The 14594-nt window shown below is 59.6% G+C and carries 11 protein-coding genes; 1 reads left to right on the forward strand and 10 read right to left on the reverse strand.

Annotation, left to right across the window (positions count from 1 at the left end; all coding sequences use genetic code 11):
• Positions 1-18: 18 nt before the first annotated feature.
• The 10 genes from ACUXHH_RS04785 to leuS form a co-directional block, all read right to left on the reverse strand.
• Positions 19-2664 carry a hypothetical protein gene (locus ACUXHH_RS04785; protein WP_458390923.1) on the reverse strand — a complete coding sequence of 882 codons (2646 nt, stop codon included), beginning with the start codon at positions 2662-2664 and terminating at the stop codon, positions 19-21.
• Between the two features lie 460 nt (positions 2665-3124).
• Complete coding sequence (locus tag ACUXHH_RS04790; protein WP_314078706.1) at positions 3125-3562, reverse strand: hypothetical protein; 438 nt, start codon at positions 3560-3562, stop codon at positions 3125-3127.
• Positions 3563-3748: 186 nt separating this feature from the next.
• On the reverse strand, positions 3749-4006 hold the full coding sequence (secG, locus tag ACUXHH_RS04795; protein ID WP_279740740.1) for a preprotein translocase subunit SecG: 258 nt from the start codon (positions 4004-4006) through the stop codon (positions 3749-3751).
• Between the two features lie 108 nt (positions 4007-4114).
• Entirely contained in the window at positions 4115-4600 is a 486-nt protein-coding gene (locus ACUXHH_RS04800; protein ID WP_458390924.1) for a hypothetical protein, read from the reverse strand.
• 205 nt (positions 4601-4805) lie between these two features.
• On the reverse strand, positions 4806-5582 hold the full coding sequence (tpiA, locus tag ACUXHH_RS04805; RefSeq protein ID WP_458390925.1) for a triose-phosphate isomerase: 777 nt from the start codon (positions 5580-5582) through the stop codon (positions 4806-4808).
• A 243-nt stretch (positions 5583-5825) separates the two neighbouring features.
• Positions 5826-6176 carry a hypothetical protein gene (locus ACUXHH_RS04810; RefSeq protein ID WP_458390926.1) on the reverse strand — a complete coding sequence of 117 codons (351 nt, stop codon included), beginning with the start codon at positions 6174-6176 and terminating at the stop codon, positions 5826-5828.
• A gap of 87 nt (positions 6177-6263) precedes the next feature.
• Positions 6264-7487, reverse strand: coding sequence for a phosphoglycerate kinase (locus ACUXHH_RS04815; protein ID WP_458390927.1), 1224 nt, complete (start codon positions 7485-7487; stop codon positions 6264-6266).
• Between the two features lie 345 nt (positions 7488-7832).
• Positions 7833-8837 carry a type I glyceraldehyde-3-phosphate dehydrogenase gene (gap, locus tag ACUXHH_RS04820; protein WP_279740731.1) on the reverse strand — a complete coding sequence of 335 codons (1005 nt, stop codon included), beginning with the start codon at positions 8835-8837 and terminating at the stop codon, positions 7833-7835.
• A 630-nt stretch (positions 8838-9467) separates the two neighbouring features.
• Positions 9468-10595, reverse strand: a complete 1128-nt coding sequence (locus ACUXHH_RS04825) for a DegV family protein (protein WP_458390928.1) — start codon at positions 10593-10595, stop codon at positions 9468-9470.
• Positions 10596-10806: 211 nt separating this feature from the next.
• Entirely contained in the window at positions 10807-13248 is a 2442-nt protein-coding gene (gene leuS, locus ACUXHH_RS04830; RefSeq protein WP_458391030.1) for a leucine--tRNA ligase, read from the reverse strand.
• Positions 13249-13536: 288 nt separating this feature from the next.
• Here leuS and ACUXHH_RS04835 point away from each other — a divergent pair, with 288 nt between their 5' ends.
• On the forward strand, positions 13537-14592 hold the full coding sequence (locus ACUXHH_RS04835) for an alpha/beta fold hydrolase (protein ID WP_458390929.1): 1056 nt from the start codon (positions 13537-13539) through the stop codon (positions 14590-14592).
• The last annotated feature ends 2 nt before the right edge of the window (positions 14593-14594 follow it).

A 14594-nucleotide genomic window follows, 5' to 3' on the forward strand; every position in this document is an offset into this window, starting at 1 on the left:
ACTTTTCGCTACGCCCGCCTACTTTTCAGTAGCGGCAGGATTCTGCGGCTGCTGTTCATGGGGCTGCTCCGCTTCGTTTTCGAAGCTCACGTACAGTGCCGCCAGTGACGGAACCGTCGCCTCCAGCACCTTCTGCGCCTCCTCAGCGGTCGGTGCGAGCTTCGCGCCGGTAAGTTGCAGATACTCGCGCACCGTCATGGGCTGCGCCCAGTCAAAGTGCTCACGCACGGCGGTGATATTTGCGCCTGACTGCAGCACGTTAATGCCATGGGCCAGACCGATATCCGTCACCTTCACGATAGCGTCGGTCTCCCCCGGGATATCGTACGGGTCGCAGTTCTGCAGATCTACAATGAACGGCAGCACGCCGCGGCTCTCAGCGCGCAGAGTGAACTTGGTGTGCACCTGACTCACCTCGTGCACCTCACCCACACCCACGGCGGGAACCACCATGAAGCCTGCCTGCAGGTCGTTCACCGCGTCTAGAGTGCGTACCTCCCCGAAGCCTGAGTATAGCTGCACCACCGGCACGAGGTAGCGCACCTCCGCCTTGAGCGCCTTACGAGCCTCAATATCGATGTACTCCCATGCGCCACCAGTACCGTCTGTAATGTCACCAGAGTGGTGCGCGTAAATGGCGTCCTGGCTGTTCTTCACGGTCTGCGACCAGTAGCTGATCTTGTCCATGTAGTTGCCTTCAGCATCAAACATCATCAGCGATAGATCAATGTCCACACCCTCATTCCAGAAGCAGAAGAGGCGAATCACGCCGGTAGACGGCAGGTGCACCGTCGAGGTGTTGTAGCGGCCCATACCGTCCAGGGAGGGGCGAGCGCTGCGGGTGTTCAGCGGCATGATCGTATCGCCCACCTCGTCAGGCAGGTAGATGCTGGTCTCGGCAAGGCGACCGGACAGGCCAATTTCGACCAGGCGCTCCAGCAGGTCCAGCACCACCGGGCTGTACTCGCGCGCCGGAATCATGGTAGCGATACCGGTCTTGGACAGGTTCATGCGCTGCGGGGCGGCAGGCTTAGCCTTCTGGTCAGAAGCCTCACGGCGCTCTCCGCGCTGGCTTGCGGCAGGTTCGGAGCCGACCGGAATGGAAAGCAGCGGGTTCTCCGGGCCGGAATGAGCGCCAAAGAACGAGCCCAATGGGTTCGGGATACCCGCATTCTGCATGAGGTTCTGAACCATCGCGATGCCCTCTGAGTTGCGGCGCGAGTAGTCAGCAAGCTCCCGGTCCTCCTGCCCCGCCACCGGGTTGACGGGGCGCTCCTTCGGCGGGTTTGCGAGCGCGTTACGTTGCAGGGTCACCAGGTTGCGGATCTGCACCAGGATAGGCGCAGATACGCGCGGCGCCACAGCGGCAAACGCGTCAAAGATGACCTGCTGGCCGGGGCTCGGCGCGGTATCAATGCCGTAGCGGGGTGTTTCAAAAGCGTCCAGGGCGCGCACCAGCTGGCGTGCAAACACACCGGGGCGGGTGGAGAGCAGACGTGCCACGTTCTGCGCATCCCGAGTTGCGTAGGCGCGGTCTACCAGCGACTCGAAGCTGTGCACCTCACCGCGGTACAGGTCGTCAGCCCAGTGGCTCAGCGCGGCCAGCGACGGGTAGTCGCCGGGGTGAACCGCCTTGACGAGGCGCTTGTACATTTCGGCGTTGGGTGCGCTGTCGTAGCGAGCGCCGACCGGGTCGGCATCAATAATGCGGTTGAGCAGGTGGGCGATGCGGGTGCGTTCGCTACGGCGCAGCTTCAGGCGCGGCGCGGTGCTCAGGCTCAAATCCCCCACCGTGCCGTTGAAACGCAGACGCGAGTATGCGGCGGCGAGGGCGAGCGCCTCCTTCATGGTGCGCAAATGCTCGGCATCTTCGGGATGCAGGCAGGCGGCGATGAACACGCGGTTTTCGCGGCTGGTGTTCTCCGGTCGGGTAGCCGGCAGCGCGTCATGCTGGGCGAGGAAACGGCGCAACGCCACAAGGTCGCGCTGGTCGGTCTGGTTGTACGCCTGCTGCTGACCGAGCAGCTGCTGGTAAAGGGCATCCGCCATGATCAGGGCATTTTGCACGCCGCTGACCATCTGCAGGGGTCGGCGGTTGCGTTCCATACTGGTGAAGTTGGAGCGACTCATCGGCTGCTGCCACTCGTAAGGCACGTAGTTCTCGGGCAGACCACCAAGGATGCGCTCGGTGCCGTCCGGGTTGTAGTACGGGTTGGAGAGGTAGTGCATGATCTGCTCGGTGTAGCGCTGCTCGTCGGTGAGCGTCAGGGCGCGCAGATCAAAGTCGCGGCGGAATACGCGGCCGGGGCGGTACCCGTATTCGTAGGACCAGATGGTCGCGAACAGGGCAAATTCGTTGGTGCTGGCGTTTAGCGCCTGGGCGAGGGACTCGTTGCTGAGGGTCAGACCGCAATTGCTCAGGAGGGATACTCGCCCCAGGTCGGTGTCGAATGCGCCGGAGTGGTGTAGCTCGTTAATGCTCGAGTAGTTCGAGCGGTAGTAGGGGCCATACAGGTCGGTGAAGACGTACACGCCGTAGCGGCGCATCAGGATGAGGCGCACGAGGGGGCTGAGGCCCTCGGGTGCTTCGCCGTGAAGGTATGCAGATTCGTTAAGGTAGGGTGATTCTTGCAGGTAGGGGGATGCGTCATAGGGATTGGTCACGGGTCGTCCTTTCCGTTGGTCTCACCCGACTGTCACCGTCGGTGGTGTATCTATGTTCTTATCGTAGCGGCGTGGGCACGAGTTGTCGCTGGGTTTGGTCATCGGGACCTGCGGTGTACATCTTCGCGGGGTGCAACGGACCGTTACGTATCGCGGAGTTTGGGCGGCGCTTATCCGGTGTTTGTGTATCGGTCGCTTGCTGATCTGTTGGCTGCTCACCTTTTGGCCGCGTGGGAACGGGGTTAAAAGAAAAATGGCGGGAAGCGAAGAATCCGATAAATATAAGAAAAGATATTTCAGAAAGTAGGACTCTTCATGATCCGCCATTACCTATAGAGTACTCCCGCCCCGCGACGGTGGTCAAGCCTTTTCGTCACCGAAGCATGCCCTGGGGTTTTTACCCGCCGGTGAGGCTTTAGCTAAGGGGCAAGTAGCCTCACCGGCAGGTCGGTTTTTCGGGCTAGGACTTGCCCAGTAGCGCGAGCACGGCGCGCAGGGGCGGGTTGACGTCTACGTTGGTGACGCCTACGGCGCTGTGACTGGCGTCAAGTGCGCTGGAGTCAACGTCAAGGCGCACGTACACTCCGCAGCAGGCGCTGAAGGATTCGAAGCGCAGGCCTTCGGCGGTGCTGGTGACGACCGGGTCTGCGGCGCGTAGGGCTCCGGTGAGGGAGCTGGGCGGCACGTAGAAGCGGGTGCGGGCGACCCTGGCGACGACCAGTAGTGCGGTGGCGTAGACGTCTGCTCGTTCGAGGAACCCGGAGAAGAAGTACGGGTGAGAGGCGGCACCTTCGAGGGTACTGCCGCCGCTGGTGGCGAGGCTGAGCGCGCGGGAGTCGGCGCCGTCGATGAGGGCTGACGGGGCGATGTACGTGTAATCGAGGGTGTAGGCGCTCATGGCTTCTTTGCCTTTCGTATGTGGTGTATACGTCCTATGATGCCGTAAAGACTCGCGCCCCGCTACCGCTTTCATGATTGCCGTTTGGTGCATAAAAAATCCCCGGCATTCTCGGTTGAGAAGTGCCGGGGAAAAGCTCTATTGGCTCACCCTCGATGGGGTGGGCGTGGGCTCTGACGAGGGCGACTAGACGACGATCTGGCCGTTGAAGCGCATTGCCAGGCCGTACAGGACCACTGCGATAACCCAGATGACGATCACGGTGACGGTCAGGCGGATCAGGTTCTTGGACGCCATACCGGAGGAGTTCAGGGAGTTGGTCATACCGCCGCCGAACATGTCGGAGAGGCCGCCGCCCTGACCGCGGTTGAGCAGCACAAGCATCACCGCGATCACGCTGGTGATGGCGATGATGACCATGAGTACGTTCATGATGACGACCATGGGTACCTTCCTTCGTTGTCTTCTGGTGGGGTGCCTGGACTGCGCGGGCGCAGACAGACGGGTTTAACTATACGCTACGGCCGCCATTCGGTCACGTTAAGCGGCTTTTTACGCGTCGCGGTTGCTACGGCGCTGGTATTCGCTGGGGGTCAGCTGCAGGGCTGCGGGGCGGTCGGTGAGCACACGCTGGGCAGTGAGTTCGTCGCCTTCAGTGTCGTAGGCGCGCACGTATCCGCTGTCGATGAGGTAGTAGGTGAACTGCTGTGCGGCTGCCCAGTAGGCGCCTCCTTCAGCGTAGAAGCCCTGGTCTACCCAGTCGCGCAGGGTGAGGGTCACGGGGATTTCCGGTGAGGAGGTGCGACTGTAGAGCTGGTCAAGGAATTGGTCGCGACGGCTCTCGAAGTACCGGTATTCGGGCGAGGGGTCCTGGTACTCTGCACCGCCTGCGTAGCCGATGTTGCCGCCGACATTGCCGGGTAGGCGCGGGGCGCTCACTTTGCGGTTGCGCAGATAGCTGTAGAGGATCATGCCGACGAGGGCTGCGACGACCAGGGAAAAACCAAAGCTGAACATGCCGTTAAGTGTACGGGGCAAACCGCAGGGTTGGCGTATTCTGGGTGGGTTTTGTGGTTAGGGGCGAACGCGCCCGGCTCTTACGCCTGAGTCATACACCAGCCTCCTACGCCCGCCCTTTGCCCCCCCGCCGCTAACTCGGTGGCGGGTAAATGGTTCAGCGCCCGGTCGGGTGGGTACCCGCCGGGCGCTGTAACGCTATGAGACGCTATGCTGCGTCGAAGTTTTATGCGTCGAAGCGTGCGATTGCTGCGAATTCGTCAGCCTGCAGGGATGCGCCGCCGACGAGTACGCCGTCCACGTCTTCCTTGCCCATGATGGAGGGTGCGGAGGAGGACTTGACGGAGCCGCCGTAGAGAACGCGTACCTTCTCTGCAACGTCTGCGGAGTAGAGCTTGGCGATTTCTGCGCGGATTGCTGCGGACATTTCCTGTGCGTCGTCTGCGGTTGCAACCTTGCCGGTGCCAATTGCCCAGACGGGCTCGTATGCGATGACGAGGGTTTCTGCCTGCTCTGCGGTCAGACCTGCGATGGAGCCGCGCAGCTGCTCGAGGGTGTACTCGACGTGGGTGCCTGCTTCGCGGATTTCAAGGGGCTCACCGACGCAGAGAACGGGGGTCAGGCCGTGCTTGTATGCTGTCTGGACCTTTGCTGCGCAGAGCTCGTCGCTTTCGTGGTGGTAGGTGCGGCGCTCGGAGTGGCCGACGAGTACGAAGGTTGCGCCGAGCTTGGAGAGGAATGCGCCGGAGATTTCGCCGGTGTATGCGCCGGAGTCGTGGACGGAGAGGTCCTGACCGCCGTAGAGGATGTCCAGCTTGTCGCCTTCGACGAGGGTCTGCACGGAGCGGATGTCGGTGAAGGGCGGGAAGACGGCTACTTCGGTTGCGGAGAAGTTGAAGTTTGCGTCGTCGAGGGTCCATGCGAGCTTCTGGACGAGGGTGACTGCCTCTGCGTGGTTGAGGTTCATCTTCCAGTTGCCTGCGATGAGGGGCTTACGCGACATAGTTCGCTCCTTAGCTCTCCCGCGCGGTATACCGTACGGGGTTGTTGTTCGGGATTTTCCTTTTCTATTTTAGAGGTTTGAGGGCATATTTTCACGGTTTTTGGCGCTTTTTATGCTCTCTGATGAGCATCCTCACCCTACGTTCACTGATTGTGTTGAACCCGGGTACGAAGTACCGGCAGGGTGGAGCTTAGGGGAATATACCCTGCCGATATTCTGCCGGTGGTGTTTGTCTACGGTGTGCTAGTAGCCGCCTCGGAGGCCGCCGCGGAAGAGATACGCCTCAATGCAGAAGAAGGCAATCGTCAGAACAATCACAAGAAGTCTTATGGCGAAGGAACGGCTCCAGGGCAGTTTTCGGGTAGCAATCTTCTCAACGATGAGCGCCGCAAGAGCACAGTAGGTGAAGCAGACGCACAGCAAAACAATAAACGAAATGATGAGAGTAGCCGTTGCTACCGAGGAAGATTCCCAATAGGCGTAGTACATCCAGCGGTAGGGAGCGTTTGTGATGAAGTAAGCAGTGAATCCACCGGTGGGGAGACAGATGAGCGAGTAGAGGCCCATACGCTTGGGCTCTGCGGGGGCAGACATCTAGAAACCCCCGCGGGAACGGTACCGAAGTACCGCCCGGCGGGGGTTCCTTACACTAAAACCGTGTACTAAATCTGTGCATCCAGATTAGGCGCCCAGTGCCTCCAGGCCGGGCAGGGTCTTACCCTCAATGTACTCGAGGGAAGCACCACCACCGGTGGAGATGTGGCCGAACTGCTCATCCTTGAAGCCCAGGTTACGGACTGCAGATGCGGAGTCGCCACCACCAATGATGGAGAATGCGTCAGACTCGACGATTGCCTTTGCTACAGCGCGGGTACCCTCAGCGAAGGGAGCAATCTCGAACACGCCAACGGGGCCGTTCCAGAAGATGGTCTTTGCCCCCTTAATCTTCTCAGCGAAAATCTCAGCGGTCTTGGGACCAATGTCCAGACCCTCAGCCTCTGCACCGAGCTTGCCGCCGGTCAGGTCCTCAACGGGACGGACCTCGGTGTTAGCGTCAGCGGAGAATGCGTCAGCCCAAACAACGTCCAGTGCGGTAATAATCTCGGTGCCCTTCTCGGGAGCTTCCTTCAGGTAACGCAGAACGTTCTCGACCTGGTCCTTCTCCAGCAACGACTGGCCGACCTCGTAGCCCTTTGCGTATGCGAAGGTGTAGCCCATGCCGCCACCAATGAGGATGGTGTCAGCCTTGCCGATCAGGTTGTCAATCACGGCGAGCTTATCAGAAACCTTAGCGCCACCCATGACCACAACGAAGGGACGCTCGGGGTCGTTCAGGGTCTTAGCCAGAACATCAACTTCCTTCTTCACCAGGTCACCCAGGTATGCGGGCAGACGCTTAGCAACGTCGTAGACGGAAGCGTGCTTGCGGTGAACTGCGCCGAATGCGTCGTTCACGTATGCGCCGTTCTCGCCGGTCAGCGCGACCAGTTCGTCAGCGAATTCGCCGCGCTCTGCGTCATCCTTGGAGGTTTCGCGAGCGTCGTAGCGGACGTTCTCAACGACCAGAACTTCGCCGTCAGCCAGGGCTGCTGCCTTAGCCTTTGCGTCCTCGCCTACCAGGTCGGTTGCAACCTTCACGGGCACGGATGCCAGCTCAGCCAGACGTGCAGCTGCCGGTGCGATGGAGTACTGGGGGTCGACCTTGCCCTTGGGACGGCCCAGGTGTGCGGTCACGATAACGCGTGCGCCAGCCTTGGCAAGCTTCTCAATGACGGGCAGGGATGCGCGGACACGGCCATCATCGGTGACAACGCCGTCCTTCAGGGGTACGTTCAGGTCGGAACGGACCAGAACGTGGCGGCCTGCGACGCCTTCTTCGAGCAGTTCGGACAGTGCCTTAGCCATAGGAATTCCTCCTGGATAGGTGGGTTTATATACCGTTTCCATCATACCGAATACTAGGGTGTTTAACAGCCTAAAAAATAGCTTTTATATGGTATTTTTCCGCAGAATATCGCGGATATTGACACTCTCTAAAACCTATTTTCTTACGGTATTTTTGACCCAAAAAGGGTGACAGAAAATAGCATGTTTATACGTTATTGAGGGTTTTATTCAAGACCTTTGCCAAAGAGCCTTGGTACAGCAAACCCCGACTCCCCCGCTTAATGCGGTGGTGCCGGGGTTCACTATGCGTTAGTCACGCGGGGTGACGCTTAGACTCGGTGAGCGTCGTAAGCCTATTGGGGCTTAGAGGGATGCCACAACCTTGTTGGTGAACATCACGAGGCGCGAAACGTAGCCGTACTCGTTGTCGTACCAAGCGATAACCTTCACCTGGTCGCCGATGACCTTGGTCAGCGGTGCGTCGAAGACGGTGGAGATGGACTCACCCTCGATGTCCTTGGAGACGATGGGGTCCTCGTTGTACTTGATGATGCCCTTCATGGGGCCCTCAGCTGCTGCCTTGATTGCTGCGTTGACTTCCTCAACGGTGACCTCACGGGAAGCGGTGAAGGTCAGGTCGGTGATGGAGCCGGTGATGGTGGGAACGCGGACTGCGAAGCCGTCCAGCTTACCCTTCAGCTCGGGCAGAACCAGGCCAACAGCTGCTGCTGCACCGGTGGAGGTGGGGACCATGTTCACGGCTGCTGCGCGTGCACGGCGCAGGTCGCTGTGGGGAGCGTCCTGCAAACGCTGGTCAGCGGTGTATGCGTGGATGGTGGTCATCAGACCCTGCTTGATGCCGAATGCATCATTCAGAACCTTAGCCATCGGAGCGAGGCAGTTGGTGGTGCAGGATGCGTTGGAGACGATGTGGTGGTTAGCTGCATCGTACTGGTCGTCGTTCACGCCCATGACGAAGGTGCCGTCGATGTTCTTACCGGGAGCGGAGAGGATAACCTTCTTAGCTCCAGCCTCGATGTGTGCCTTTGCCTTGGTGCCGTCGGTGAAGAAACCGGTGGACTCGAGGACTACGTCAACACCCAGGTCCTTCCAGGGGAGGTTCTGGGGGTCACGCTCAGCGAGGATCTTGATTTCCTTGCCGTCAACAACCAGTGCGCCTTCCTTGACCTCAACCTCTGCGTTGAAGCGACCCATGATGGAGTCGTACTTGAGCAGGTGTGCCAGGGTCTTAACATCGGTGAGGTCGTTGATTGCGACGATCTCGAAGCCGACGCCCTCGGTCTGAGCTGCGCGGAAGAAAGTTCGGCCGATGCGGCCGAAGCCGTTGATTGCTACGCGTACGGTCACTGGAGTATCTCCTTGTCAGTGCGTTGATGGCGGTGTACAAATCCGATGCCTTGTAGACTCTGGTTTAGTCGGATTCGTCCGTGCTCTATGTTGCCCGGTTCGTTCCGCCGTTGTTGGTAACAATCCTACCCTAGTTTGTGTGTGTTTTGGTGTGTTCTATCAATAAATTTTTGTGAGTTACACCATGAAAACCGGTAAAAACCCGTTGTTTTCTGTTGTTTTGCGTTGTGTTCACCCTTAGAAAATGTTGCGATACGGTCACGGCAACATAAACACACGCGAAACACACATTTGCTAAAAACCGCACCATATCAAGGCAAAATCTGAGGGTAAAAAATACCCTTTCACCTGCGAATGGGTTCCAATGACACCCGATACGCTCGCACACGGTGCAAATTATCACCCAAAAACAGACGACCCCAAAGTAAGACACACCACAGCCTTAAAAAGGGCTAAATACGCTCCCGATGTACAAATTGAGCATATTTCGTGTCGCATTTCGTGTCACCCTCGGCGCATCATACGAAAACACCGCACAAGAACACCGCACGAGCACACCGCACGAGCACACCCGTAGACACACAACACGGGGCCAGCATGGACACACCGAAAGGCGGCTAGCACACAATCCTAATAAACGACCAGCGCCACAGCACCCAAACCGGAATGAGCCGACAGCACCGGCGGTAGTGCGCTCACCAAAAACTCCGGCGCCGAAGAGTCAGCAGTATCATGAACGAGGGAGCTCTCCCCCAGCATCTGCTGAACCTGCTCGTACAGCTGTACCGCCTGCGCCGCATTACCCACATGATGCACCGCAACCACCTCACCGCGCGGGGTTGCTTTGAGAGAAAAACAGGCGGGAGAAGGATTCATCTCAGGTGCAGCCGCAGAGGTGAGCGCCGCCGCATGCCGTTGATCACGGCAGGTCTGCACGGTAACCTCCACCAGACGCTCCAGGGCGCGCGCCGCAGTACGAGGGCGCTCCACATACGTCAGCTTGGCCTCGGTAATCGTGCCAATGGGTTTGATTTGGAGCATCTGACCCACCATCGCCAATGCCGGGGAGACACGGCCGCCGCGGCGCAGAGCATCCAGGGTCGGGATATAGAAGTAGAGCGTGGACTGCTCGCAGATGGACTGAATATAGTCCACCAGCTGCGCCGCAGTCGGATAGTCGGGGTTCGGATAGTTAGGGGTCGAATAGCCAGGGCTCGGACACTCAACACTCGAGCCGGCAGATGCAGAGTTCAGCACCTCTAGGGCGCGCACCACCGCATGACCGTAGGCGCCTGCGACCGTGCGGGTATCCACCACGCTAACACCCTCGGAACCCAGGCGGCTCAGGCGGGCACCGGTGCGTGCCGCCTCCACCGTACCCGAGAGTTCACCGGACAGATGCACAGACACCACATGCGTAAAACCTCGCGACGCCAAATCATCATACACATCAGCAAACATGCCCGGCGCGGGCCCGGAGGTGCTCACCGTCTGACCCATCACGTGCGCAAGCATAATCGCCTCGTCCACCTCGGCGGCAGTCAAATCCTGCAGTTGACGATCCGGCTCACCGGGCGTACGAATAGTCACCGGCATCGGAACCAGCACAAAATTACCGCGAGCGCTCAGGCGCTGCACGAGCTTCGGGTCGAGGGAGGCGGCGCTATCGGTTACCACGGCAATGCGGGGGGCGTTATCCTGCTCGTGTACAGGATTTGCCCGCTCAGCATGTTCCTGCTGAGTATCCTTCTGGCTCATTGGTCTCTCTTCCCTGCTGGTTATATTCACGACACAACTATTGTGTCTGGCGTCTCATTGCAGACTTCTACCACCATAGCCCCGGTAGAGCAGAACGTCCAAGTGCAACGCACTAAAGGCCGCGTTAACGGCGCAAGCCCCGCCACGCCTCCGGGTTCATTCCATAGAACGAACTGAAGCCACAGCGGGGCTTGTACTTTATCTAAGAAGCTTAGATTACGATGTTCACAAGCTTAGGCGCACGCACAATCACCTTGCGGATCTCGGCGTCACCAATCGAACGCTGAACAGTAGCATCCGCCAGAGCCCGCTCCTGAAGCTCCTGCTCAGAAATATCCTTCGCAACCTCCAGGCGAGCCTTGACCTTGCCCTTAATCTGCACAATAGCGGTGACGGTGTCATCCACCAGCAGAGCCGGGTCAACCTCGGGGAAGCCCGCGGTCAGAACCGGGGTGTCGTAGCCGAGCACGTGCCACATGTCTTCAGAGGTGTAGGGTGCGTACAGAGACAGCAGAATAGCGATGGTCTCAGCAGCCTTACGGACCGCCGGGTCAGCCGCACCGGCCCCGGAGTCAATAGCCTTACGGGTTGCGTTCACAAGCTCCATGGTCTTTGCAACAACCACGTTGAACTTACCGTTCTCCAGCAGGCCCTGAACCTCGTGCACGGTGCGAGCAATCAGCTTCTGCAGCTCCAGGTCACCGGTGGTTGCGTCAACACCGGGTTCGCTGGTGACGTCCTGAGCCACACGCCATGCGCGGGCCAGGAACTTCTGCGAACCAGCCGGGGAAACATCCGCCCAGTCCACGTCATCCTCGGGCGGGGACGCGAAAATCATGGTGGTGCGGATAGCGTCCACACCGAACTTGTCGAGCTGCTCACCCAGGTTAACGCCGTTACCCAGCGACTTGGACATAGCCTTACCGCCGTTAAGCACCTGACCCTGGTTCATGAGCGCCTTAAACGGCTCATCGTGCTTGATCAGCCCCAGGTCGCGAACAACCTTGGTGAAGAAGCGTGCGTACAGCAGGTGCAGAATAGCGTGCTCTACACCGCCAACGTACATGTCGACGGCACCCCACTCGCTCATAGCCTGCGGGTCGAAGGGGCCCTCATCAAAGTTCGGGGAAACGTAACGTAGGAAGTACCAGGAGGAATCCACGAAGGTGTCCATGGTGTCTGAGTCACGGCGAGCTTTCTTGCCACACTCGGGGCAAGGCACAATCGCCCAGTCATCGGCAGCAGCAAGAGGGGACTGGCCCTTAGGAGCCAGCTGCTCACCGCGCAGGTTATCGGGCAGCAGCACCGGCAGCTGATCCTCAGGAACCAGAACCTCGCCACAATCCTCACAGTGGATTACGGGGATGGGGGTACCCCAGAAACGCTGGCGGGATAGCAGCCAGTCACGCAGACGGTAAATGACCTTACCCTCGCCGGTGCCGGCAGTCTCAACCAGCTCAATAGCCTTAGCGATCGCCTCACCCTTCGGCAGGCCGGTCAGCTCACCAGAGTTGATGAGCACGCCGTCACCAGCTGCGGCAACACCGCTGGTAGCCGGGTCCTCAGCACCCTCAACGTCCAGAACCTTCACGATGGGCAGGTCGAACTTCAGGGCGAACTCAAGGTCGCGCTGGTCGTGCGCGGGCACAGCCATAATCGCGCCGGTACCGTAGTCAGCGAGCACGTAGTCAGAAGCCCAGACGGGCAGCTTTGCGCCGGTCAGAGGGTTAATCGCGTAGCGGCCGGTGAACACGCCGGTCTTCTCGCGGTCAGAGGACTGGCGATCAATATCGCTCAGTGCCTTAATGTCTTCGCGGTACTGCTCCAAGGCAGCCTTCTGCTCGGGTGCCACAACCTGCTCGGCGAACGCCGCATCCGCAGCAACTACGATGAAGGTTGCGCCATACAGGGTGTCCGGGCGGGTAGTGAACACGGTGAAGGATTCAGCGGGCTGGTCCTCGGTCGCCTCAATCTCGAAGCGCACCTCAGCGCCCTCGGAGCGGCCAATCCAGTTGCGCTGCATGAGCAACACGCGGTCAGGCCACTTGCCCTCCAGCTGCTCCATATCGTCCAGCAACTGCTGTGCGTAATCAGTAATCTTGAAGTACCACTGGTTCAGCGACTTCTTCGTCACGGTAGTACCGCAACGCTCACACGCACCGTTCACAACCTGCTCGTTAGCGAGCACGGTCTGGTCCTTGGGGCACCAGTTGACCATGGAGTCCTTGCGGTACGCCAGGCCCTTCTTGTAGAACTGCTCGAACAGCCACTGAGTCCACTTGTAGTACTCGGGGTCCGAGGTGTGCAGGCGGCGGCTCCAGTCAGCGGCAATAGCGTAACGCTTAAAGGACTCAGCCTGAGTCTCAATGTTCTTGTACGTCCACTCCTTGGGGTGAGTGTCGTTCTTAATGGCTGCGTTCTCAGCGGGTAGGCCGAAGGAGTCCCAACCAATCGGGTGCAGAACATCGTAGCCGCACTGCTTGAAGTAGCGGGCGTTCATGTCACCAATAGCGAATGCCTCCGCGTGACCCATGTGAAGGTCACCGGAGGGGTACGGGAACATATCCAGCACATACTTGCGGCCCTTAGGGGCGTCACCGGTGGGCTGGAAAACCTTCGTTTCGTCCCAGTAGGGGCGCCACTTGGCTTCCATAGCGCGGAAGTCGTACGCATTTTCGTTGCGTTCGGTCTCTACCTGAGCAGACACAGCGATTCCTTAAATAAAGACAGATTGATAAAAACTTAACCCTCCAAGTGTAACGCGAAACCCGGACCGAGCCAGAGTTGAGACTGTCTCAACTACCAAATGGACGGCACCGCCCGCCCGAGAACCCGCGCAATCACCGATGCGGCAGGCGGGTTTCAGAGCCCTTTCAGGCTTCTCCCCTAGAATTAAGAACGGGACTTTGCCATCCCAGTACCCAACCCGCGAAAGGTACCCATGACCTCCACCGTTACCTCGGACTCACCCAACGCCTCAGTTCTTGAGGGCGTGCCCGGCCCGCTCATTCCAGGCACCCGCCACGACACCCTCATCGGTGACGGCGCTCAGGCGGTCATGACCCGCTACTGGCAGTACGGCAAGGGCATGAACGACGGCACCTTCCCCGGAGGTTCCTACCCTGTGCTGCTCGTACACGGCTTCCGCGGCGATCACCACGGCCTGGAAATCATCGCGAACTACCTGCTGAAGCTCATCCCGAACGTCAGCATCATCAGCCCCGATCTGCCCGGCTTTGGCCGCTCCGCAGATCTGACCGAAAGCACCCCGAACAAAAACAGCCAGAGCGCAGACACACAGGGCGAAGACAACATCAACGCGTACGTGGCGTGGCTAAACGACTTTGTGGAGCACACTAACCCCGCCCGCAAGGATGCACAGCCCCTGCCGCTGCACGTGGTCGGCCACTCCTTCGGCTCCATCGTCACCAGCGCCTTCGCCGCCGCACACCCGAACTCGCTCGCGCTACTCTCGCTCATCAACCCGATTAGCGAACCCGCCCTCGAAGGCAGCCAGCGCGTCGCCTCCCGCCTCGCCTCCCTCTACTACCGTGCCGGCGCGGCACTACCCGAAAAAATCGGCTACCCGCTACTGCGCTCGCAGCTGATTACCCGCGCCTCCAGTGAAGTTATGATGCGCACCAAAGACAAGGCAATGCGCCGCTTCATCAACGGCCAGCACGCCGCCTACTTCGGTTCCTTCGGTTCCCGCCGCGGAGTGCTCAGCGCCTACGAAGCGTCCATTACGCACACCGCAGCCGAATACGCCGCCGCAATCCGGGTACCGGTTCAGATGCTTGTCGCCGAAGACGACGACCTGGGTACCCCCGAAACAGCTCGCGCCATGTACGCGACGCTGACCTCCCGCGACCTGCCCGCCTCTTCGTCCGGCGCCCGCGAGCGCCTGGACATGATTCCCGAAGTCGGGCACCTCATCCACTACGAAACTCCTCGCCGCGCCGCGGAACTCATCGCCGATTTCGCCGCCGAACGCTAAGG

This window comes from Rothia sp. 110740021-2, from assembly GCF_054263775.1.